Consider the following 23,762-nt stretch of genomic DNA (forward strand, 5'->3'; position numbering starts at 1 on the left):
GCAGCGTCTCTCCCTCTTTATAGTGGAAACTGTAAAATAACCTCGGTGCCTTTACCCCGTTCACTGGTCACCTTCAAGCCATACGCGTTTCCGTAGTGGAGCTTGATACGCTCGTTTACATTTTTCAAGCCGATTCCGCCTGATTTGCGCTTGACGACCGCTTCCTCCGATCCTGTAAGTGAACGGTTTAAGCGATCTAATGTATCCTCATCCATGCCAAGCCCATCATCTTTTATGCGAAGCAGCACACCATGCGGCGTACGCTCGCTGCTCATCACAATTCTCATCGAGGCCTTATTGTCATCCATGCCGTGATAAATCGCATTCTCGACAATGGGCTGCAGCACAAGCTTAATCATAGGATACTTCAGCATGTCATCGGTTATATGCGTTTCTAAATGGAAGCGGTTCGGATAACGATAATTAAGCATTTCCACATAGTTGCGCATATGCAGAACCTCATTCTCCAGCGTTACTTCCTCATGCAAATCGCTTATGCTGTATCGCAGCAGCTTCCCGAGTATGGCAATCATGTCGGCTGCGATCTGATCGTCGTTCAGCTCAGCCGCCATTCGGATCGATTCGAGCGTATTATACATGAAATGCGGATTGATCTGGCTTTGCAGCGCGTGCAATTCAGCTTCCTTCTTCTTTGTCTCCATCAAATAAATATCCTGAATGAGGTGATCAATTCGGACAATCATTCGGTTGAACTGATTGCCTAGCTGTCCTACCTCGTCCCGATATTTCACTTGAAACTGAACGTTAAAGTCACCCTCCTGCACGTTCTTCATCAATCGCATCATTTTGCGTAGCGGATTCGTTAGTGCAAAGGAAAACACAACAGAAATAAAAAGCGCGACGATAATCGTAATAATTGTAGCGATCCAGGTTACGTTGCGAATGACAACGGCATCTTTCGTCAGCTCACTATCCGGAATGGAGGTCATTACCTTCCATTTCGTATTGGGCGAGGTCGTATAAATGTATAAACGATTAACACCGTCACGCTCAAAATAAAAGCTCCCCTTCGTGCCCTTTGCTTGGACTACCGTAGGATCACTCATAATGTTTGTGGCCATTCGCTGCTTGTCGCTGTCATAAACGACATTGCCAAGCTCATCGATAATGACCGATTTTCCATTTGTCACCTTGTCGAGCTCACTCATTTGATCCTCAATGACGCTAATATTCGCATCCACCGCAATCATGCCGATAGGCTTAAGCGATTTATCAATCACCTTGCGAACGACGGTAAATGCATATTTGACGCTCTGCAAATTGCTCGTATATTTTTGCGTGCTGAACAGTCTCGCTTCACCGCCGGAAGTATTAATGAGCTCTCGCCATTTCTCATAGCTCTCCTTCACGTTCAGCCGAATGCCTCCGCCTGCTGTAGAATAATAGCCATTGCCGAACTGATCAAATATATAAACCGAGTTGGCGCCGCGTTTTATCGTATTGATGAACGAAATATTTCCCTCTATGCCTCGCTGGATTAAGAGCAGAAGGTCAAAATCGTCAGGCACCTGATTGCTATTATCGATCGATGTTTGCTGCCTTTTCTCGTAATAGCTGTTCGAGAGAATCAGGTTTTGTTTGATATCGTTCTGGTACGCAGGAATAGAGGAAATACGAATCATATCCTCGATATAATCGTCAACACGAACCATCATGTTCTCAAGCATCTTGGTCGAATAAACAATCGTTTTCTCCTCAATCGAACGCGAGTAATTGCTATATGAGATGTAGCCTATAAACGATAACGGCAGCGTGATTAGAAGCAGGAAAACGATAAACAGCTTCCCCTCCATTCTCATGCTGCCTAAAGCTGCCCATATGCGCCACAATCGTTTTCTGGGGCTCATCCTCTTAACTCTCCCTTATTCTAGATGGCAGGCATAACGTTTCCGCCGTTTACAGGAATGTAAGCGCCAGTTATAAAGCTTGCTAGATCCGATGCTAGAAAAGCGACCGTATTGGCAATCTCTTGGTCCGTTCCTCTGCGTTTTAGCGGAACGTTTTGTGAATAAGCAAGGTTCTCCTCCGTACCGGTGGCACGATCGCGATCACTGATGGTCCACCCTGGCGCCACCTGATTAACCGTAATTTGATGCTCTCCAGCTTCTTTGGCTAACACACGATAGACGCCATCCATCCCGCGTTTGCCAGCTGTATAGGCTGATTGTCCTGCAAAATTTTGCATCGCGCATTCGGTGTTGATGCCAATGACTCTACCGCCGCCCCGCTCGATCATTGCCGGCACAAAAGCTTTCGCTAAAAAGACGCTTTGCAATACGCAGGATTCGAATTGGCTGACATAATCAGCAACAGGCTGTTCTAGTATGCTTGTCCATTGGTACTGAATGACCGCGTTAGCGACAACGATGTCTACATGGCCGAGCTCCTCTGTTACCTTAGCTTTCATTTCATTAATATGCTGCTCACTCGTTACGTCTGCCTGTACGATCATTGCTTTTCTGCCCATAGCTGTAATTTCCGTCTGCAATTCTTTGGCCTTTGCTTCGTTATTATTGTAGTGCAGAACGATGTTAGCGCCGCAGCTTGCCAGTGTACGTGCCATTACCCGTCCTAAATCGCCAGTAGCTCCTGTGATTAACGCTGTTTTATTAGAAAGATCAATGTGCATGAATAAGGTCACCTTTCTTTATGGAAACAGATTTGTTAGATCATTTACTAATAATTATGCTACCAAAAAATATTCATTTTATAAAGCTTATCCAAAAAAAATGAATTTGTACACACAAGTAAACGATACGGTGAATTAATTTACAATATGGTTATCTTCTCCATGGCTTGCAGCGGCTATTTCAAGCAATATTCCTTGTGATTTCGACTATTTTCATGTATATTACAGACTATAGCCTACTCTAAACATTCACATATGTATTAATAATAACTCTTATTCGGAGGTAACCCTTGAAAATCGAGCTATCAGAGCAAAGCCTGCCTATATTTGAGGCTATATCGAGTAATGTACGCATTCAAATGATTCACCTGCTCTCCAAAAAATCAATGAACATTCGCGAGCTGGCAGAGGCTTTAGGCTTAAGCAGTGCAATCATGACAATGCACGTAAAAAAGCTGGAGAAGGCCGGAATCATCAAATCCGAAATGACCCCCGGCAAAGGCGGTGCCGCTCAGAAGGTGTGCTCGCTTAGCATGGATGGACTTGAAATAGCATTCCCCCGCAAGGACGTCGTACAGCGCGAGTCAAGAAGAACCGAGGTTTCCATCGGACACTATACCGATCTCAACATCGTTCCTACTTGCGGCATTTGCACGACGGAAAAGGTTATCGGTATTTTCGACGACCCCCGCTACTTTCTTGATCCCGATCGCGTGAACGCCAAAATATTATGGTTCTCGCAAGGCTATATCGAATATAAAATTCCTAACTTCCTATTAACGAGCGAGAGTCCAGACGAGCTCGAAATTTCGATGGAAATTTCGTCTGAAGCGCCTCTCACCAATATGAACTGGCCTTCGGATCTTACGTTTTTCTTTAATGGTGTAAATGTTGGCACGTGGACGAGCCCTGCCGATTATGGCGGAAAAGGCAAGCTTAATCCACCTTGGTGGTTTGATGATGTCAACCAATTCGGTTTATTGAAGCGGTTGATTATTAAGAAGGATGGCACTTACATGGACGGCCTTAGGCTTTCGGATGTCAGTCTCGACCAGATTGATATTAGCAACAGCCACTGGACGTTCCGCATTGCGATTTTGGAGGATGCTGAGCATATTGGCGGCTTTACTTTATTCGGCTCCGGTTTCGGAAACTATAATCAGGATCTCATTTTCAAGCTGTACTATACGAAGCTGGCGCAAGAGGATCGGACAACCGTCTAATCTGCTATATACGAAGAAAAGAAGAGGAGCCCCGCATGGGACTCCTCTTCTTTAGCTTGATTAAGCTGCTTCCTGTCATATTGCCTCGTAATCTATTCTTTCGCTGTTAGCAAATTCAATATTCGGTAAAGAAACACTGCTGTTTCAGCACGGGTAGTATGGCTGCTTGGCTTGATCATGCCGCCATCGCCTTGAATGAGCCCTAGCTCAATCATGCCTGCTATGCTGCTGGCTGCATAATCTGGCACCTTATCTGAATCCTTGAAGCTGCTGAGCGATGCAATATCGCCAGGTAGCTCTAACGCTTCCGCTGCCTTTAATGCCCGCGCTGCCATAACCATCATATCTTGCCTTGTCATCTTTGCCTTCGGCTCGAATCGTCCCCCCTCCATGCCGGTAACGATACCTAGCTTCTTGGCAATAGCCACTGCATCATAATAATAATCCTGTGGCTGAACATCTATGAATGCATCGCTTGCCTCCGCTTTCAAGCCTAACGCTCTTACAAGCATTAGAATAAAGTCTGCTCGGCTTACCTGTACAGCCGGGCTGAAGGTTGCAGCCGATGTTCCTTTTACGATGCCTAAGGCAGCCAACTTCTCAACCGCTTCCTGCGCCCAAGAGTATTTGCCGAGATCTGTAAAGGCTGCTGCGGGCTGTTTATAAAATACTGCATAAGTGCCCATACGGTCTGTTTGGAACCTGATATGTTTATCTGAGTCGGAAAAGGCTGCTGCCGCAATTGCTGATGCTGTGCCTTGTTCATTAATGGACAATATACCGATGCTTGACGCTGTCTCGCTGCCTGTTAACAAATACGGGACCGTAACGGTAATCGGTGCCTTTGCATTGGTCCATGCATAAGCCTTTCCGTCCAATAACGCCGAAAGCTCAACGACTGCTCTTTCACCTACCTGGATCTGTACATCCTGCTTCAACGTTTTAAGGTCCCGCTCGCCGATGATAAGCCGCAGCTCCTTGCCAAGCTCTGCTGACTTCACCAGCATCTGTCCAGAAAGCAAGATCGTTGCTTTAGGCGTCGTTACTTCAATAAGCAAGTTAGGATGCTCAGACAAGAAGGATACAGGAAGATCCAAAGCATACTTCGCTGCCTCGCCGTTTTTCTTAAGCACAATCATTGCTTTCAGCTTTCCATCTTTATCTGCTTTAGCCCGAGCTAACGCCTTCTGCAGGTCTTGTTCACTGACTACACCGACTGCCATCGTTCCACTAGGATCAAGCTTTGTGTTCATTTCCGCTTTGACAGAACCATCTGATTGCAGCTGGAACAAGTCAGGAGTGGAAATGACCGAGTCCCCGCCTCCTCCGCCAGTCGATGCTTTCTTGTACTCAAAAGTAACCCGTTTAGGCTTGCTCATATCATCTAATGCTAGATATGCCTCATAGGTACCCTCTAATTCACCCGTAAGCGTAAATGCAAATTGGAAGTTTCCAGCTTCTGTACTCGTCGTCTCCGCTGTGTAATGAACCTTGCCTTGCGGATCAAGCACCTTCAAACTTACTTTTGTATGATCGCCATTTACCACTAACCCATCGATCGTTACTTTTTTGGTTGCAGCATCTAGTCCAGCTTTAACTCCTTCTATCGTCTTAATAACCTCGATTTCTTTCTTGTACTCAAAAGTAATCTTCTCAGGTTCACTCATATCATCTGTTGCTAGATATGCCTCATAGATACCCTCTATTTCACCTGTAAGTGTAAAGTCGAATTGGAAGTTTCCGGAAGCTTCACTCATCTTCTTCGCTTCATAATGAACCTTGCCTTGTGGATCGATGACTTTCAAACTTACGTTTGCAAGATCGCCATTCATCACCAGACCGTCTAAAGTTACTTTTTTGGATGCCGCATCTACCGTAGTTTTAATGCCTTCAATAGGCTTGGCTTCCTCTGTTCCCGATAAGTGATAAACGCCAAATTCATAGAACGAATATCCGTAAAATGTCGCTCTTTCGATCCCTTCAAATTTAATGTATCTAGCCTCGATAGGGTCAAAATGAACGGTTTCTTTGCCGTCTTTCGCCGTAATCACGCCGTCATTTTCCTTGATTACACTCTTCCAATTTTGCTTATCATCGGAGACGAGCAATCTGTAGGTTTTCGCGCGAGCGTATTCCCAATCAATGGTTACGGTGTCCATCTCCGTCACTTCACCGAGATCGACCTGGAACCACGTATTGTTGAGCAGTTCGCTTGCCCATCTTGTTGACGGGAATCCATCAACAGCTTTCCCCGGAGCATAATTTGGACTATCGGCTTCTACTGTAGATGCTTCCGCAGCTTTATTCAGCGCCAAATTTCCAAGCAGATAATAGATGTCTTCCTTCAGCGTGTTATAAGCCCCATCTGTAATCATCTGATCCTTTTTCAGAAGCTCCAGCTTCGCATTAAAGCCTTTCAAGTACATAGTAAACTTCGCCTTATCGCTTCCTTCGAACCGGCTCATCATCTCCAAATAATTGTTCAGCGACCGAGCCGCTTCCTCATTCGTGATTTGTTTGGTTTCCTTATAGCTTTGAATTAAAGTTTTCAAATTGGAAGCGTTAGTTCCAGCCTCAATCACATAAGTTGTTTTCTCCGATTTGCCTGCTGCTACGGTAATGACAAGCTCATGTTTTCCTGGCTTGCCAGCCAGATTAATAACGGTTCCTTCCGTATAAGGCTTGCCGTTAAAGGCAGCCGTTACTTTATTAAGTCCGCTTCCAGCATCATCGATTAATTTCCACGTAAAGGAAACGGGCTCTCTTTCTGAAATAACGACTCCGCTTTGAAGCACTTTGCCATTCATTTGTACTTCTGCCTTTGGAGGGGCAGCGTTGTTCGCTTGATATGTTCCATTCACAAACTGATAGAGCCAATCGTATAAAATACGTGTTGCAGGATCAGAGCTTACCGCAGTATCAAACACGGCATTATTACCTTGGTAATAGGCTTTAAAGCCTGATTTCATAAAACCAGCTTTAACACCGCTGTTTAAATAATCAACATACCGCTCCCTAAACACACCATCTGTCAGCATTCGATCATCAAACTCAAGCTCAACGCCCATCCCATACTGCTTCGCTATGTTCGTGGCGTCTTCCAGACGATCCTCATCCAATGGCTCGAAAAAGTAGTTTGGCTGGAAGGCTACTGCATCTATCCCGACATCCTTCCACATATGGCTTTTGTAAGCTAAGAAGTGCGGTATCCAGAAAAGCTTCAAGTTCTGGGCATGCACTTTATTACTCGTCGAACGAATTAAATCCGGCCCTGTCGCGCTTGTACTGATTTGTTCCTCCAGCCAGTACATGCCGGCAAGCTCAAGATGAGAGTAATGGTTTGATGCCCATTTTTGTTCCGCTTCATTTAACCACCACTGTATCGCTTTCTCTCTATTTGCATACGCTTTCATTTCTCCGACTTCAGAAGCATTGAAGCTTTCAGATATACCATCACCGTCAATATCTCCGAAATCGTTCACATACTCACCTGGGTCTGGAATCATTAAAACAACCTTTACCTTATGATCAGGCTGATTCAGCTTGCTTCCAACTTCCATCGCCGCTTCGTTTAGCTGCTGCATATCGCCTGTTTCTGCAAAAGTTTTGTTCAGGTACCATTTCCAGTCCTCCAGCGTAGCTCCTCCGCCAAACGCATTTCCGGCCGGCGATGTAAGTCCAAGATAAAGAACGCCGTCAAAAAGCCAATCCACTGGTTCCCCGGCCCGATCTACGTAACTGATATTAGGAATAATCCGATCCTTCGTCCAAGTTCCCTTATCATTCGCATATTGTCCGTTATAGAGCAATCCAAGATTACGAATGCCAGCCGTTGCTTCTCCCGGCTCTAAGTAGCTCGGCTGCTCAGCGGCAACTTCTTCCGCTCCTTCCACTTTTCCATCTGCGCCCCAAATTTCGATTTCATCAATGAAGGTCCAAGCTCTCGTATGCATCGAGAAGGTTACTTTCACATAACGGGCATAAGCCATCTCCGCATCAGAATTCCCGCTTTTGATGCCATCTCTGCTTCCATTCCAGTCATATACCTCTTCTCTTGGCGGACCATCCCCCCAGAGCAGTTTGGTTGAATTGTGTGAAAGTGTTCCCCAATTTTCTTTGTCGTCGGATACGTACATTGAGACCGTCAACGGCACAAGCATAGTGTTGTCAGGCCAATCCTGCAAAAATCGCGCTTTAATGCTCGAGATAGATTTCTTCTCCCCTAAATCAAACACAACCTCGCGTGTCATCTTCTTCACATGTCCTACCCAAGCCGGGTCCGACATATCCAACTTGCCATAAATGCCATCCGTCAGCTTATTATGATCATCCGGGTACTTGGCCTCCGGTGCTTCGGACCATTCATATCCAAGCCCCGCAGCAAGATTACGGAACTCTGGCTGTCCCTGATCTTGTCCCTCTTCCGCTTGTACTGCCGGAACCAGTGTCAATAACAGGGCACTTATCAATGCGATAGCTATCCAGCTTTTACTTCTTTTCATTAATGACAGCTCCCTTTCTATTCTCAAATAAAAAAACTACTAAACATGTAATACAATAGGTTTCATTTCAAGCCTGCTTTAAGTCTTTTGCAGCACTCAATCCCCCTTCCTAAGATTCCATCGCAACCGATGTAGAAGCTTGCAACCATGTTCTTACTGTTACTTTAAGAAACTTGACCCGACTTTCAAAGAGATAACTTATGACTTTGATATACATTTGTTTACTTGTCTCATTTCACCGCTCAGTTTGCTCTTGTCATGGACAAATAAATGGGCCTATCTCAAAATAAATAGACCCAAATAGGGAATGGCGTCACAGAAATAAATTTCTGTGACGCCATTTTTTTCATCAGCTGCATGATTATTAATGAAATCGAGCTATCTCTCCAGTGAGTTTATCTCTTTTGAGACACACCCTATTTCATCGTGCCTTGTATGGAAGCGATAGGTTTAATTTTGCAACGCAATCTACTTTCGCATTTATGCGTATTCACACAATCCGCCTCAACTGTTGACGCTCAAAATGCTCTGTTGCTAGCGGTCATCGTTAAAGCATATATCGCTAACGAACCTAGCAGCTGTTATTTATGCAATTTCTAATGAATGCAATTTCTAACGAACTCCAGAATCGTTATATCGAGAAAAATGAGGCATAACATCTTATAAAGCATGAAATAACGACAATAAGGTTCGTTAAAACTTAAAAAAGGCAATTTTCTGTACAATAAGCTTAATACAGTTCGTTAGGGGAGTGCTCTTAGCATGTTGTGCGCCGCTGACGGCGGCACAATGATTAAACACAAAAGGGTACTTATTGCTCCAGCGAGCTGACCACTATTGAGACACCTTATCTCAACCTGTCTGTTTACCTTATGCAGGCAGCTCTTGCTTCTCAAGCATATCCGACATTTTGATCGCAAGCCCCTCATGCAGCCTCGAATGCTCCGACGCAAATGCTATCAGATGGCTTTGCAGCGACGCCGTTGCAGAGGTCAAGCCATGTGAAGGATTGCTGTCAAATTGGCAAACGTTTCTCAGGAACGAGCTGACCATCCGATCATCTCCGCCTCCGTGGCCATCCCCTTGGACACTGCAGCGAATTTCAAGCTGTTCTCCCGTTGCATAACGATACAGCGTAAAAGAACCTTTCTCCATATCGCCAATAATTTCACCCTTTGTGCCCATCATTTGAACACGGCGTGTACCGCTTTGCGTCAATCCTGACATAATGAACGATGCATTCGCTCCATTCTCGAATTGCATATTCACAACCTGATGGTCAACGACATTGTTATCGCAGCGGTATACACAACGTCCAAACGGTCCTTCCTTCAGTGCTTTCAAAATACCCTCTTGTGACAAATCATTCGTCATATATCTCGCCCAAGCATGATCCGGCGCCTGCATATACATCTTTATCGCTGAGAAAGCACATTCCTTCTCGACGGCGCAGCCATCAATGCAGCGTTCCGCTGAACCATCCGGAGCATTCTCCGATCTGAAATGCAGTAAAGAGCCGTACGAGCTAACGCTTATACAAGGCTGATCCATAAGCCAGGAGATAATATCCAGATCGTGGCACGATTTGGCCAAAATCATTGGACTAGTCTCCTCTGAATTCCGCCAATTGCCGCGCACATAACTATGCGTCATATGCTGATAACCAACATTCTCCGTTAATTGAATCGTACCCACCGTGCCAAGCTCGCCGTCCTCGATACATTTTTTAATCCCAGACCAAAATGGTGAATACCGAAGCACATGCGTAACAACAAGCAGCCTTTTATGCCGCAGTGATGCCTGCTCAAGCTGAATGCATTCCGTAAGTGAAGGCGACATCGGCTTCTCAAGCAGAACGTGATAACCGAGCTCCATGGCCTTCATCGCCGGAATATAATGCATCCGATCGAGTGTACAGATGATCATGACATCTGCTATACGCCCTTGCTCAAATACTTTTTCCCAGCTGTCATACACATGCTCTTGGTCGATTTGATGGATTTCTGCAAACCGATTTCTGCGTTCTTCATTTGGTTCAGCTACAGCAACCATTTTTAATTCATTCGGAAATTTCTCCGCATACGGCCCGTAAATATATCTCCCTCTGCTGCCTGCGCCTAGTAATACGGCTGTTAATGTTCTCAAATTTTCTCCTCCTCTTGTGCGCTTTCTATACCTCAATTGTAAGGGGAGCGTTCAGGAGGAGACAGAGATCGTTGTTTACAATCCATATACTATTGTTGACCTTGCATTTGCGAATGGCACCTTGCCATGCGGAAATCCTGCGGCGTCGTCTCGTTCTGCTTCTTGAAAAACCGAATAAAGGCAAGCGCGGAATTGTACCCGAGCGCAGCCGCAATTTCATTAACTTTCATGGATGTGTTCAGAAGCATGTCTTTGGCAACCAAATTCCGATAGTCGTTTACGTATTTCGATAAGCCTATGCCCGTTATTTGCTTATAAAGCCTGGACAAATAAGAAGGATTTAAGCTTACGTAATCCGCTAAAGCGGTTAAGGAAATATCGGTAGACAAATTCTCTTCGATATAGCGATGTACTTTATTTACAACCTCAGTCGGTAATTGCGATCCGCGCAGCGTATTCCATTCAAAAAAACAGTCCGCCATTTGCCTATAATACTGAATCAATTCCGTCCATGAGGTAGAGTCCCCGTAGCGGTATAACTTCTCCAAGTCGAGCTGCGTATTCATGTAATCCCGAATGTCCCGGTTTTTGTGTATATAGTAAAGAAACACTGCCGAGAGGGAATGATACATTTCTATTTTGCGCTCATTAGGCGTTCCTGGGACATTCCAAATTGCAGTAAGCTCCATATACAATTTATTGAACTGCTCCCGATTGTTATTTTCTAGACAGCTCATCAGCAATTGCACCCGAGCATGGTAAAAGCTATCATGAATGCTGCCAGCTTTATCGTCTGTCTCTTGATTCTGAATGTCCTTATCGGTCATAATGACCTCATTAAACAATCCATGCCCTTGCACCAAACCATATTTGTTCGCATGAAAACGATCCGATAGATCATTCCATTCCGTCACTTCGCTGCCAAGGAGAAAAGAAACGGTCGTTCCGAGCAGCCTCTTGCATGTGCCTTGAATCGTTTCCAATATGCCGCTCGTATAGCGATAGGCTCTAACAAAATCCATATTGCTGGAACTGGTATCAGCAGATAACTCATCAGAGTTTTTCGGTTGAATCAGCCAGACGATCTTTGACAGCTCAAATACAACGGAATAGCTTCTTACCTGTGCAGACAAATATTCGTCGCCAATATTTTGCAGCGCATAAGTTAACAAAGCTTTATCCGGCGCAGTGAACATTTCCTTCCATACATCGATTCTGGCAATGAGTACATAAACCGGCAGGGCAGCATCGAGCGGAATATTTAGTTCATTGAAGGCCTGCTTTAACTGATTCTCCGCTGCATGCTTGCCCTGCAAAAGCCCCCATATATACTCTTTTTGCAATGAGGGCAATGCCAGTCTCATACTGGTTTGCGCTCTCGTAATCATTTGTACTTGATCTTGCTCCTCTTCTATTTTCTCGATGGCTCGTTCGACAGACTGGATGATTTTCTCGTCGCTTTCTATTTTCAGAATATAATCAAAACCACCGTAAGTAATGGCGTTTCTTGCATATTGAAAATCGTTATATCCCGTTAGAAAAATAACTTTGCAGGCAGGCCACTGTGCCTTTATTTCCTGCAACAGCTCGATTCCTTCAATTCCCGGCATTTTAATGTCGGATACGACGATATCCATGCGATGCTGGGATAATACCTCCAATGCTTCTTCCCCTGAATAAGCTTTCATCACTTCGAGCTGCAAATGCTCTGTCTGCTCGAACAGCTCTACTAATCCATCAACAATAATGGGCAGGTCATCTACAATGAGCAGTCTGTACATGGTGTTTCCTCCTCTAGCTCGCACTCAGTTTGATTGTGACCATCAATCCGCCTAAATCAGATCGTGACAGCGCAATGCCGTAATCCTCTCCGTAACGCAGTTGAATTCTACGATGCACATTAATAATTCCTGTTGTTTCCTCGATATGATTTGTTGAATGCCGCAGCTTCTTCTGAAGCTGTTCAATCTCTTTATCCGTAATGCTCTGGCCATTATCTTCCACATAAATCGTGAATTCATTTTCCGTTTGGTCACTGTGTACCTTCAATTCGCCGCGCTGTACCATATTGCCTAAAGCATGCTTATAGGCATTCTCAATAATAGGCTGCAAAATCAGCCTTGGTACGTGAATAGCTGGGACATCTCCTGCAAAAGAAACCTGTATCCGTTCTCCGTAACAGATCGATTGCATGTCAACATAAGTACGCGAATGCTCTACCTCAAGCTCGAGAGGGATCTCATCCTCATCATCGCGAGTAATAAACTGAAAGTATTGCCCAATGTATAAACAAAATTGATAGGCCTTATCCTTCTGACTGTCCAATTTAATTAATCGGCACAGAACAAAAAAACAGTTATATAAAAAATGAGGATTAATTTGCGATTGCAGTCGTTTCAGCTCCGAGCGCTGATTCCGAATTTGCTGCTCGTAATTTTCCTTAATTAACGTATTGAGCGATCGTACCGTGTCATTAAAGGCTTTGTACAAATATCCAAATTCATCTCCTCCACGGTCAATCACAATCGGCTCCAGCCTATTCTGCTGAACACGGCGAAAGGCTTGCACCAGCTTCATAAGAGGCCGGTAAATAAAGCGCAATAGGAAATAGGTGAAAAATAAGACGATACCTACCGAAAGAGCACAAGCCCATAAAAATAATGTTCTGTACATTTGCAATGATCCAAGAACCTTCTCTTCGGGAATACAGGTAATCGAATAGGAATTCCAAAGCGTAGAATATTTATATACAGTAAGAAAGCGCTTACCATTGTAGATAACCGTTTCGTAACCTTCATTGGACTTTGATTCTTGTTTTTTAACAGCCAAAGCTTTCATTTGTCCCAGTAAAGCCGGGTCTACCCCGCTTTCAATTTCCCAGCCGCGTTCCAAATTAAGCAGCACGCTGTGTCCGTCTCGCGTTCCGCCAATTTGCGATAACGTGTCCTTTATTTTGCTCGTTGAGAGCTCAACCCCTACAATATACAACGGATTTTTAACTGAAATAATAGGATATTGCATCGTTATAAACAATCGGTTCTCCCAATAAATGAACGGCTCTTCATACAATTTCACATTAGCCTGCATGGCGGTATACTCCGATTCATTCAAAGAGGTCTCAAAATCATTGCTCAGAATCGTGCGCTTGATTAAAGGAATATACGCCTTAGCTTCTTTAATAAACGGACTTGAATTTTTCATAAGCTCAAGCCTTCGCTGGATATCCAATATTTTGCGCGAACGCTCATATGAGCTCATGTCATTGCCCGTTGTAGCAATTTCCATCAAATCTTTGTCCATTACATAGTTCGGCAAGTAACGGCTAATTCGATCCGCTTCCTTGTCGAGAGAGTCCATATAAAACCTAGTCGTATTCAGTATCGATTCTGAGATCTCGCTGCGAATATTTTCCGAGCCCTTCTCTACTATCATCCAAGTAATGGCCATCAGCGGCAGCAAGGCCGCCAAGAAGGCAGCCATAATTTTTTTGAATATGGAGGAATCATGCAAAAAGAATAGGTTTTTCATCGTTTTTACTCCTGCTAGTAGTAGTAGACCATTCCGGCACTATTCTTTTACGCTCCCCATTACGATTCCTTTTATGAAAAACCTCTGTAAAAAAGGATACACAATCAGAATCGGAAATGCTGCGACAAAAATTTGTGCCGCTCGGCTTGTGCGATCAGACAGCTTAAGCATCAATTCGGCATTCTCCGCTTTAATAAAGCGGAAATCCATCTTGATAATGACCGTCTGCAGAAACGTCTGAAGCGGATAATTCTCAGTATGATTCATATACAGCATGCCGTCAAACCAACTATTCCAATGCCCCACCATCGTAAGAAGTCCCGTCGTTGCCAAAGCTGGTAACGATAGCGGTACATATATTTTCCATAATGTAGTGAAATGGCCTGCACCATCTATTCGCGAGGATTCCTCTAGTTCTTTAGGCAAATTACGATAGAAGTTAAGCAATAAAATAACATTAAACACCGGAATAGCCGTTGGCAGGACGAGCGCCCACATCGTATCGATTAAACCTAGCGATTTTACAGTCAAATAAGAAGGAATCAGACCGCCGCTGAACAAAATCGTAAACACGAATAACCAAGCATATAAGGTTCTAAGCCGAAATTGACGGGGATCTTTGGATAATGGATAAGCGGTTATAATCATCAAAACCATACTAATGGAGGTTCCTAGAACAACGCGCTGAATCGATACCCAGAACGCACGCAAATATTCTGGTTTTCCAAATACATTATCATAAGCCGCAGTGGTGAATTCAACCGGCCATAAAATAACCTTCCCAGCAGCCGCGGCAGCTCCAGAGCTGAATGAGATCGCCAAAATATGAATAATAGGCATGAGGCATAAGAAGGATGTAAGCATGAGAAAAGTAAAGTTGCACGCTACAAATAGCCGTCTGCTAAATGATCGGTTTGTAATCACGTAATGTCTCCCTTCTGAATTACGAACGCATCGTTAGAAAATGCGGTAATTCGCTACACGATAAGCTAACAGATAAGATAGAGAAATGAATATAAAAGAGACGATAGATTTCAATAAGCCTACTGCCGTGGCGAAACCAAATTGCGCTTGCTGCACACCCATTCGATAGACAAAGGTGTCAATAATATCTGCGCTTTCATAGACAGGCGGACTATACAAATTAAAGATTTGTTCGAAGCCTGCGTTCAGTACATTCCCGATATTAAGCGTAAACATAAGTACGATAATCGGCATCATTCCAGGCAGTGTGACATGAAAGGTCTGTTTGATACGCCCTGCACCGTCGATTTCGGCTGCTTCATAAAGCGAAGGATTGATGCCCGTCAGCGCAGCCAAATAAACAATTGTACCAAATCCAAACTCCTTCCATACATCCGAGGCGACCATAACATATGGAAACCAATCATTGCTCCCTAAGAAAAAAATAGGCTTTATCCCAAACAAGCCTAATATTTGATTGAAAACGCCTGAGGATGGAGAAAAAACATCAACGATAATTCCGCTTAGCAGTACCCATGATAGAAAATGCGGCAAGTAAACAAGCGTCTGAAACGTCCGTTTTATCCATTCTCTCCGCAGCTCATTAAGCAATATCGCAATCGTGATCGGTACAATGAGACCTACTATGATTTTCATCACGGCGATATAGACCGTATTAAAGAAAATACGCCCGATATCAGGGTAATCAATCAATAGCTGAAAGTTTTTCAGTCCAATGAAGGGGGACCCGAATAATCCTTTGTTTGGTACATATTTCTGAAAAGCCATAATGATGCCGACCATCGGGACATAGCTAAAAATCAAAACCAAAACGATTCCCGGAAGCAGCATCAGATGAAGAGGCCATTCCCTCTTCCACATCCGTGTTAGTACATTCAAGCCATTCACCTCGTTGTTTAAGGTTAATAAAAAGAGGGATTGCTTTAACCAATCCCTCTACTCATTCGTTTTGCAATTATTTCAGAGCAGCGTAAAACTCGTTTACTTCTTTTGTAATTTCATCGCCGCCAAGCTTTTTCCATTCCACGACGAATTTATCGAATTCATCCACCGATACTTGATTCATGATAATTTTGAAGAAAACTTCATCGCGCTTCTTGAGCAAAATTTCTTGTCGGTCTACCATAGTTGGAGTTGGCGCGCCGTAAAATTTATTTTGCAAATATTGCTTATTCTTCTGGATTTCCGGTACATGAGAGAACGCGCCGCCTGGGCCTGAGATCAAATACTCCCACCACATGCTCGTATCACCGTCAACATACTTCATTGCCCGCTCATACCGCGTTTTATGATCCTTCGTCACCAAAATGCTAGTGTCTTTATTGGCAATCGCTTTTGGCAGTATTTCGCCGTTGTTATCCAGTTGTTTACCTACGCGCAGTGGACTAAGCAGCCAGTAGTTGTTGCCCTTCTCTTTCAAGTCTTTACCGAATTCGTATACCTTTTGCTCATCGGTTGGATGATTGTCGACGGCAATCCACTGGTTCAGCAGCCTAATAACGCCTTCTGGATGCTTCGCCTTCTTTGAGATGACATAATATTCATCAACACCCAGCCCGATTTGGGATAATGCAGGGCTGCTGTCTACCGTTGGAATCGGGAATGCTCCCCACTCCTGAACCACTTTTCCATCCTTCACAGCACCTTTCACAAGCTGAGCTGGTGTCCAAGATGCGCCATAAACCATACCAATGCTATTGTTGTAAACGAGTTCTGCCGCTTTCTCCACATCTTTTACAGCGAACTCAGGATCAATCAGCCCTTTTTTGAACATATCCTGCAGTGCAGCAAGCGCATCCTTTACTTGCGGCTGAATGTCGCTGTTAACCAAGCCGCCTTTGCCATCTTCGATCCAAATATTTTCATAGGCATGATAGCCATTGAGGAATGCACGTAGTCCCGTTACTCCTGTATCCATACTGAATGGATTTTTACTTACGGCAAGCCCGTATGATGTGCCTGTGCCGCCTGGATCTTTGGCTTTGAAAGCTTCAGCAATCGCCATGAAATCTGCCATCGTCTTCGGCTCAGGCAAATTCAGCTCCTTCAGCCAGTCTGTACGCACATACAAAAACTGATATTGGTACGGATTGTATGAGCTCGGAATACCCATCAGCTTGTTGTCGAACATCGCTGTTTTCATCTGCATGCCGCCATCCATCGTCAAAAACTTTTTCGTTTCCTCTGTGGCATTCTCGTCATACACTTTGGTCAAATCCATAATCATATCCGCTTCAGTCAGCTCTTTCAATTGCGTTGCGTTAACTAGGAGGAAATCGGGAAGATCATCGGATGCGATCGTAATCTTTACCTTTTCCTTGAATTGGCTCGTATCGGCTACCCACTTGTTCGTAATCTTGACGCCAATGTCTTTCTCATAAGCATCGTATACGGAATTTTTCTCGAAACTCTCGCCCTCATCAAACTTCAAATATTGATCGCTTGGCGAAACCGTCGATACTTCAATCACTTCATTTCCTTTTTCAACGGGCGTGTTAGTCGATTTTTCCGGTTCATTCGTGTTTTTGCCACACCCAGCAACGGCCAAGCTAAGAACCAATGCGATACTCAAGAGCGCCTTCCTTTTCTTCTTCATACTACCCCTCCACATGGTCTTCATAATAATAATGCGGCTGCTTTTATGCAGCTTTCCTTCTTAGTTCTAGTATAGAAAGGTGAGCAATGTTGATCCATATACTAGTCTTTACTTTCGTATACACCTCTTGACTCGGGCGAGCTCCTGCCTGTACCAAGCGATGAATTGCTGAAGAGCCAAAGGACAATAAAAAGAGTTGCGCTCCAAATAAAACCGTGATACTATACTAATCATACAATTCCACTAGGAATAATATGGAAAACGACCGGACAGCCGGAGAAATCGCTTTATGCGATAGCTCCGGCTGTTTTTATATTCTCATGCAATTTCAACATCCGCCAATTTAAAATTTATTTCACGAAGGAGGGCGTACACGATGACGATTAGATGGAGCGATTCAGCTGAAGGCAGCTCGTTCCCTGGCAGAACCTATGCTGAAGCGGTACTTGCGCCAGCCTATGACCAAGCCAAGAAGGAGCTTCTGCTTCCAATGATCTCCGTGCATAAAGCGCATCTCATCATGCTGCTTGAGCAAGGGCTGCTCAGCAAAGAAGAAGGCCATAAAATCGCCAAATCATTATTTTCACTTGATTTGGAGCAGTTAAACAGCGGTACCTATACCGGCCAATTTGAGGATTTGTTTTTTGAAGTGGAACACCAGCTGCTTACATTATCGGATGAAGCCTCCGGCAGCCTTCATCTGGCTCGAAGCCGCAATGACATGGGTATCGCCATATACCGAATCACTTTACGAGAGAAACTGCTTAGAACGATCTCGTCTGCCCTGCAGCTGCATACTGAACTGTTCGCTTTCGCCCAGAAACATACGGAAACGATCTTTATCGCTCATACGCATACCCAGCAAGCACAGCCGACGACAATCGCCCACTACATTGCAGCGGTAACAGACTCGCTCGCAAGGGATATACGCAGATTGCAGGCGGCCTACGCAAATTGTAATTTAAGCAGCATGGGAGCTGCCGCTCTGACAACGTCGGGCTTTGCCATTAGCCGGGAACGCGTTGCCGAGCTGCTTGCTTTTGACGGGTTAATTGAAAACTCTTATGACGCTGTAAGCGGAGCAGATTATGTAGGTGAAATCGCCGCTGGAATCTCGCTCGCAGCGATTAATCTTGGAAGATTCACGCAGGAGCTGCTGCTGTGGTGCACACAAGAATTTGGAGTCGTTCAAGTAGCCGCCCCATACGTCCAGATCAGCTCCATTATGCCGCAAAAAAGAAATCCAGTTTCCGTTGAGCATATCCGTTCACTCTTATCCAGCATTGCAGGCAATGCTCAGACCGTCCTTACGATGATTCACAATACGCCTTTTGGCGATATTGTGGATACCGAAGACGATATGCAGCCCTATGCTTGGCGCAGCCTAGAGACGCTTGAAGTTGTGTATCGATTGTTGTCCAAGGTCATCTCCACCTTGCAGCTAAACGAGGATGTTCTGAGGCAGCGCACTGCTGCAAGCTTCGCTACTGTGACTGAGCTTGCTGATACGATCGTCAGAGATGAAGGATTATCTTTTCATAACGCACATTCAATCGTAAGCAAGCTCGTCACGCATGCCGTTCAGCATGGTAACAAGATAACTGACTTGAACCTTCAAGCATTAAACGAAGCTGCGATCCAAACCATTGGCTTCCCGCTTGGGCTAACTGAGGAGCAATTAAAGCAAGCGTTGGAGCCTGTGCATTTTGTAAATATACGCAGTCTGCGGGGCGGTCCTAGCCCTGCCGAGATAAACCGGGCGCTTACCGTTCAGCAAGATAGATTATCTGAGCTTGCGCTATGGCTGGAGGAACGAGAATCCCGATTGGAAGCTGCTGCTGCTGATATTGATTTAATTTTAACTGATTGGATCATCAAGGAATTATGAATGGAGTGAAGCTATGTTTCGCAGCCAATTTAAAGTATTTGATGTACATGGACATCTTCCTTACCGATTAGCGCTAGGAAATAACAAACGACATGAATCCGTTGCTCGCTATGGTGCAGAGAGAAGCGAGCGAATGCGGCTCACTTGGGATTTTCCAGATGCAACGATTGCAGACAACGATAGTGAAAATGAAAACACGCCGTTAATTGACCGATGGGTGAAGGAGCTTGATAAGTACGGGATCGGAGGACTCAACTTCCTCACCGCGCTTGATAATGACAATTTGGCCGATCATCTGGCCAGTCATCCTGATCGTTTTACCGGCTTTGCCCATCACGCCATCGAGGATGCTGGCGCAGAGGAAGAACTTCGAAGGGCAGTTAATGAGTTAGGGCTTAAAGGTTATAAGCTGTTCGGCCCGCTGACTTCCATCCCTTTTGATGATCCGTCCCTCACGCCCGTATGGACCTTTCTCGCAGAGAAGAAGCTTCCTGTGTTGATCCACTTCGGTTTACTCGGCCATGCGGGAGGAATTGCACATCATCCGAATATAAGTCCTCTAGCAATTTTTAACACAGCAAGAGAATTTCCGGACATTCCGTTCATCATTCCTCACTTTGGCGCAGGTTATTTCCAAGAGCTGCTTCATCTGTGCTGGAGCTGCCCGAATGTATATGTCGATACTTCCGGCTCCAATCAATGGATGCGCTGGATGCCTTATGAGCTCACCTTGGAATTCGCCCTTCGCAAAACCTATGAGCTGATCGGGCCTGAACGTATTATTTTTGGAACGGATGCTAGCGGGTTTCCTCGAGGTTACCCTTATCGTTATCTGCAAGATCAAGTTCGTGCCTGCCGCGAGCTGCGATTCGGAGAGGACGATATCGAGAATATATTCGGCAATAACGCTAGGCGCCTGCTCGGTCTTGAGCTGCCGCCAAACACGATTACCAAGAAATCCGACATCGCAAGCCAAGCATAAGCACCGTTTTTTATAAAAAAAGGAGTGGATACCATTGAAGAAAAAAAGCTCAGTTTCTATCGTTACAGGATCACTTATCATCGCACTTGCTCTAGCAGGCTGCGGCAGCAACAATCAAGCAAACAGCACAGAACAAAATAAAGCAACGGAAAAACCAACCGATAAGGCAACAGACAAAGAAACAGATAAAAAAGTGACGATTGAATATTGGCAATATGAATTTCCAGCCAAGGTTGAACTGATCAACGAACTCATAAAAGAATTCCAAACCTTACATCCGAACATTACCGTAAAACAAACCAACTTCCCTTATGATCAATACAATCAGAAGGTTGCTACGCTGGTGCCAGCCGGCAAAGGCCCAGATGTTATTAACCTCTACTATGGCTGGCTGCCGAAATACGTCTCATCCGGTTACTTGCAGCCGCTGCCTGAGGATCATTTTCCAACTGCGGAAATTGAAAGCAATTTTTACCCATTAGTCAGCGCCGCAAAAATTAATGGCTCTTATTACGCTATTCCTACTGCCGTACGCACACTCGCCTTGTTCTACAATAAGGATCTATTGTCCAAAGCCAATATTACTGAGCTTCCTACGACATGGGAGCAGCTGGTAGACGTATCCAAGAAACTGACAGAAACAGATGCCAAAGGGCAGTTTGTCACTGAAGGTTTCGCATGGGAGCCCGGTGCGCAGCTGCATCACTGGTATCGAGATGGTCTGCTGCATCAAGCAGGCGGTCAAGACTTAAGCGATGATCGACGCAAAATATTATGGGCAGAAACACCTGCAGGTTTGGAGGCATTTCAATATTTAATCGATTTTGCCGTGAAGCATAAGGTTGGGATTAACGGATTTTATGAGAATGACAGCAATGCCTTTATGACCGGTCATGCAGCTATTAATATCGACGGTTCCTTCCGACTTGGCTCCATTAAGAAGGACTTTCCAGATTTAAACTATGGCGTTGCACCTCTTCCATCCTACAAAACCAAATCAGCTCCGTCCTCCTTCTGGGCGAACGCCATTCCCAAAAATGTTGAAGGCGACAAGCTGAAGGCTGCTTCTGAATTTTTGGAATTTCTAACGAGCAAAGAGGTTCAGGAGAAATGGGTAGAGCAAATCGGAGAGCTTCCAGCACAAAAAGCGGTTGCGACGCAGGATAAATACGTAAACGACGAGAAGCTAGGGCCATTTATTTCCCAATTGGACGATAGCCGCGCGCATTTCTTCATCGACGAAACCCAAGAAAAAACATTGTTTGTTGATGCGACAAATGAAGTGCTCCTCAATAAAGTTCCGGTCGAGAAAGCCTTTCAAGACCTTGTAGCCAAAACGCAAAAGCTCTATGACGACTATTGGGCTGCTGCAGACAAAAAGTAATAATAAGGGCGCTCGGCCTAGAGCGAGCGCCTTTCTTTTGATGAAATGGAGGTGAGTTCCATTATGATTGCACATGCCTTAAAGCTAACCGTACGCAAAAGCCGAGAACTGTTCCTCACACGTTTATCCTACCGCACGCAGCGTTATTTGTTTATTTATATTACGCTTGGAATTCCTCTGCTTTATTTCCTCAGCACGCGGTTGCTCCCCATCCTGTATGCCTTCAATGTGAGCGTTCGTGAATGGGATTTATTGTCCCCGAGCAAACCTTATGTTGGACTGGCGAATTTCAAGGCGCTGTTCACAGATGAAATCTTCCTCAAGTCGATCGCCAATACGTTCAAATTTGTTGTTATTGGTGTTCCCGGACAGCTGATCGTTGGGCTATTTGTCGCACTGCTGCTTCACAATATCAAGCGGCTGCGCGGCTTGTTCCGTACCGTGTACTTCATCCCTTACGTCACAAGCATCGTCGCAGTAAGCTGGGTATTCCGGTGGATTCTCATGCGCAACGGCTGGTTAAACGAGATGTTATTAAATCTCGGTCTCGAACCGCAATTGTTTCTGCAATCGCCGCGTCAAGCGCTTATTCTCATTACATTAACGATGATATGGCAAAGCACCGGCTTTCAAATGCTTATCTTTATGACAGGGCTTGAAGCGATTCCACGCATGTATTATGAAGCGGCAGCTATCGATGGCGCAAGCGCATGGCGGAAATTCCGTCATATTACGCTTCCGCTGCTTAATCCCGTCATCGTTTTTTCGGCTGTCATTGGCGTTATTTCTTATTTACAATCATTCGGACAGGTGCTGAGTATGACAAATGGAGGACCGCTGAACGCGACAACGACGATGGTGCTCCATATTTACAATTTAGCGTTTCAGCAGTTTAAGATGGGCAGCGCCGCAGCTGCTACTGTTATTTTGTTCGTCGTCATTTTGGTGCTTACGCTGCTTCAATTAAAAGTGTTGAACAAAAAAGTAGAATATTGATGGGAGGACGAATCAGTGAGCACACAAAGCGTTTACAAAACACAGAAAAACGCAAAGTCCCCCGCAGAGAGGCTGCGCACGCTTGTCATTTATTTGCTGCTAACGCTCGGCGTCGGCATCATGTTGTTTCCGTTTTTATGGATGGTCGCTACCTCCTTCAAGCTTCCTCAGGACGTTTACAATCTACGCTTAATTCCTGAGACGATAACCTTTGACAACTACGCTGCCATATTCAAAAAGGCTCCTTTTGCACAATGGATCAAAAATACGCTCATCATCTCTCTAATTGCAACCTCTACTGTTCTAATCTTCGATACAGCGGCAGGGTACGTGCTTGCCAAATTTTCATTCGTCGGCAAACAGCTCATTTTTCTGCTCATAATCAGCACCTTAATGGTTCCAACAGAGATGCTCATCATCCCTTGGTATTTAATTGCGAATGAATTAGGCTGGTCCGATACTTATTGGGGCGTGCTGTTTCCCGGTATTATTACGGCCTTCGGCATCTTTCTTATGAGGCAGTTTATGGACTCCATTCCTTCTGATTTGCTGGATGCGGCTCGCATTGATGGACTTAATGAATGGCGTATTCTGCTGCATATCGCGATCCCACTAGTCAAGCCAGCTATTATCACTTTGATTATTCTTACCTTTATCGGGAACTGGAACCAGTTCATCTGGCCGCTCATCGTGCTGCAAACGGAGGAGAAATTCACACTGCCCGTCGGGATTGTTTATTTTTCCAGCGAGCTGAAGGATACGAGCAATTGGATCTTAATTATGGCAGGAACAACGATTTCAATCGCTCCGCTTATTGTTATTTTTCTTATTTTCCAGAAGCAAATCATTCGTGGAATTACGCTTAGCGGCATGAAATAAACAGG

15 protein-coding genes are annotated in these 23,762 nt (G+C 44.8%); 6 read left to right on the plus strand and 9 right to left on the minus strand.

Features of this window, described 5'->3' with window-relative positions; translation table 11 throughout:
* Positions 1 to 17: 17 nt before the first annotated feature.
* Together MHH56_RS26725 and MHH56_RS26730 are read right to left on the minus strand one after the other, a co-directional pair.
* On the minus strand, positions 18 to 1,868 hold the full coding sequence (locus tag MHH56_RS26725) for a sensor histidine kinase (RefSeq protein ID WP_339204675.1): 1,851 nt from the start codon (positions 1,866 to 1,868) through the stop codon (positions 18 to 20).
* A gap of 20 nt (positions 1,869 to 1,888) precedes the next feature.
* Positions 1,889 to 2,650: an SDR family oxidoreductase gene (locus MHH56_RS26730; protein ID WP_339204676.1), complete on the minus strand. Its 762-nt coding sequence runs from the start codon at positions 2,648 to 2,650 to the stop codon at positions 1,889 to 1,891.
* A 290-nt stretch (positions 2,651 to 2,940) separates the two neighbouring features.
* Here MHH56_RS26730 and MHH56_RS26735 point away from each other — a divergent pair, with 290 nt between their 5' ends.
* Positions 2,941 to 3,873, plus strand: a complete 933-nt coding sequence (locus MHH56_RS26735) for an ArsR family transcriptional regulator (protein ID WP_339204677.1) — start codon at positions 2,941 to 2,943, stop codon at positions 3,871 to 3,873.
* Between the two features lie 92 nt (positions 3,874 to 3,965).
* Here MHH56_RS26735 and MHH56_RS26740 read toward each other — a convergent pair whose 3' ends face one another.
* From MHH56_RS26740 to MHH56_RS26770, 7 genes are all read right to left on the minus strand, one after another.
* Positions 3,966 to 8,375 (minus strand): DUF4855 domain-containing protein, encoded by a 4,410-nt coding sequence (locus MHH56_RS26740; protein WP_339204678.1) that lies wholly within the window; start codon positions 8,373 to 8,375, stop codon positions 3,966 to 3,968.
* Positions 8,376 to 9,245: 870 nt separating this feature from the next.
* Positions 9,246 to 10,520 (minus strand): Gfo/Idh/MocA family oxidoreductase, encoded by a 1,275-nt coding sequence (locus MHH56_RS26745; RefSeq protein WP_339204679.1) that lies wholly within the window; start codon positions 10,518 to 10,520, stop codon positions 9,246 to 9,248.
* 89 nt (positions 10,521 to 10,609) lie between these two features.
* Positions 10,610 to 12,301, minus strand: a complete 1,692-nt coding sequence (locus MHH56_RS26750; protein ID WP_339204680.1) for a response regulator — start codon at positions 12,299 to 12,301, stop codon at positions 10,610 to 10,612.
* A gap of 13 nt (positions 12,302 to 12,314) precedes the next feature.
* Entirely contained in the window at positions 12,315 to 14,048 is a 1,734-nt protein-coding gene (locus tag MHH56_RS26755; RefSeq protein ID WP_339204682.1) for a histidine kinase, read from the minus strand.
* 39 nt (positions 14,049 to 14,087) lie between these two features.
* On the minus strand, positions 14,088 to 14,972 hold the full coding sequence (locus MHH56_RS26760) for a carbohydrate ABC transporter permease (protein ID WP_076269004.1): 885 nt from the start codon (positions 14,970 to 14,972) through the stop codon (positions 14,088 to 14,090).
* 33 nt (positions 14,973 to 15,005) lie between these two features.
* Entirely contained in the window at positions 15,006 to 15,911 is a 906-nt protein-coding gene (locus tag MHH56_RS26765) for an ABC transporter permease subunit (RefSeq protein WP_339204685.1), read from the minus strand.
* A 76-nt stretch (positions 15,912 to 15,987) separates the two neighbouring features.
* A complete protein-coding gene (locus tag MHH56_RS26770) occupies positions 15,988 to 17,628 on the minus strand; it encodes an extracellular solute-binding protein (protein ID WP_339204686.1) in 1,641 nt (546 codons plus the stop codon).
* Between the two features lie 376 nt (positions 17,629 to 18,004).
* Between MHH56_RS26770 and argH the strand changes: the two genes are divergently transcribed.
* From argH to MHH56_RS26795, 5 genes are all read left to right on the plus strand, one after another.
* A complete protein-coding gene (gene argH, locus MHH56_RS26775; protein ID WP_339204688.1) occupies positions 18,005 to 19,516 on the plus strand; it encodes an argininosuccinate lyase in 1,512 nt (503 codons plus the stop codon).
* Between the two features lie 13 nt (positions 19,517 to 19,529).
* On the plus strand, positions 19,530 to 20,498 hold the full coding sequence (locus tag MHH56_RS26780; protein ID WP_339204689.1) for an amidohydrolase family protein: 969 nt from the start codon (positions 19,530 to 19,532) through the stop codon (positions 20,496 to 20,498).
* A gap of 34 nt (positions 20,499 to 20,532) precedes the next feature.
* Positions 20,533 to 21,882 carry an extracellular solute-binding protein gene (locus tag MHH56_RS26785; RefSeq protein ID WP_256710943.1) on the plus strand — a complete coding sequence of 450 codons (1,350 nt, stop codon included), beginning with the start codon at positions 20,533 to 20,535 and terminating at the stop codon, positions 21,880 to 21,882.
* 63 nt (positions 21,883 to 21,945) lie between these two features.
* Positions 21,946 to 22,878 carry a sugar ABC transporter permease gene (locus MHH56_RS26790; protein ID WP_339204690.1) on the plus strand — a complete coding sequence of 311 codons (933 nt, stop codon included), beginning with the start codon at positions 21,946 to 21,948 and terminating at the stop codon, positions 22,876 to 22,878.
* Positions 22,879 to 22,893: 15 nt separating this feature from the next.
* On the plus strand, positions 22,894 to 23,757 hold the full coding sequence (locus MHH56_RS26795; RefSeq protein ID WP_339204692.1) for a carbohydrate ABC transporter permease: 864 nt from the start codon (positions 22,894 to 22,896) through the stop codon (positions 23,755 to 23,757).
* The last annotated feature ends 5 nt before the right edge of the window (positions 23,758 to 23,762 follow it).

The organism is Paenibacillus sp. FSL K6-3182 (assembly GCF_037976325.1).
GTDB lineage: Bacteria > Bacillota > Bacilli > Paenibacillales > Paenibacillaceae > Pristimantibacillus.

What these genes read in the sequence shown, in the direction of transcription:
- MHH56_RS26725 (WP_339204675.1), bottom strand. Translation starts at nt 1,868, where the DNA reads ATGAGCCCCAGAAAACGATTGTGGCGCATATGGGCAGCTTTAGGCAGC.
- MHH56_RS26730 (WP_339204676.1), bottom strand. Translation starts at nt 2,650, where the DNA reads ATGCACATTGATCTTTCTAATAAAACAGCGTTAATCACAGGAGCTACT.
- MHH56_RS26740 (WP_339204678.1), bottom strand. Translation starts at nt 8,375, where the DNA reads ATGAAAAGAAGTAAAAGCTGGATAGCTATCGCATTGATAAGTGCCCTG.
- MHH56_RS26750 (WP_339204680.1), bottom strand. Translation starts at nt 12,301, where the DNA reads ATGTACAGACTGCTCATTGTAGATGACCTGCCCATTATTGTTGATGGA.
- MHH56_RS26755 (WP_339204682.1), bottom strand. Translation starts at nt 14,048, where the DNA reads ATGAAAAACCTATTCTTTTTGCATGATTCCTCCATATTCAAAAAAATT.
- MHH56_RS26770 (WP_339204686.1), bottom strand. Translation starts at nt 17,628, where the DNA reads ATGAAGAAGAAAAGGAAGGCGCTCTTGAGTATCGCATTGGTTCTTAGC.
- argH (WP_339204688.1), top strand. Translation starts at nt 18,005, where the DNA reads ATGACGATTAGATGGAGCGATTCAGCTGAAGGCAGCTCGTTCCCTGGC.
- MHH56_RS26780 (WP_339204689.1), top strand. Translation starts at nt 19,530, where the DNA reads ATGTTTCGCAGCCAATTTAAAGTATTTGATGTACATGGACATCTTCCT.
- MHH56_RS26790 (WP_339204690.1), top strand. Translation starts at nt 21,946, where the DNA reads ATGATTGCACATGCCTTAAAGCTAACCGTACGCAAAAGCCGAGAACTG.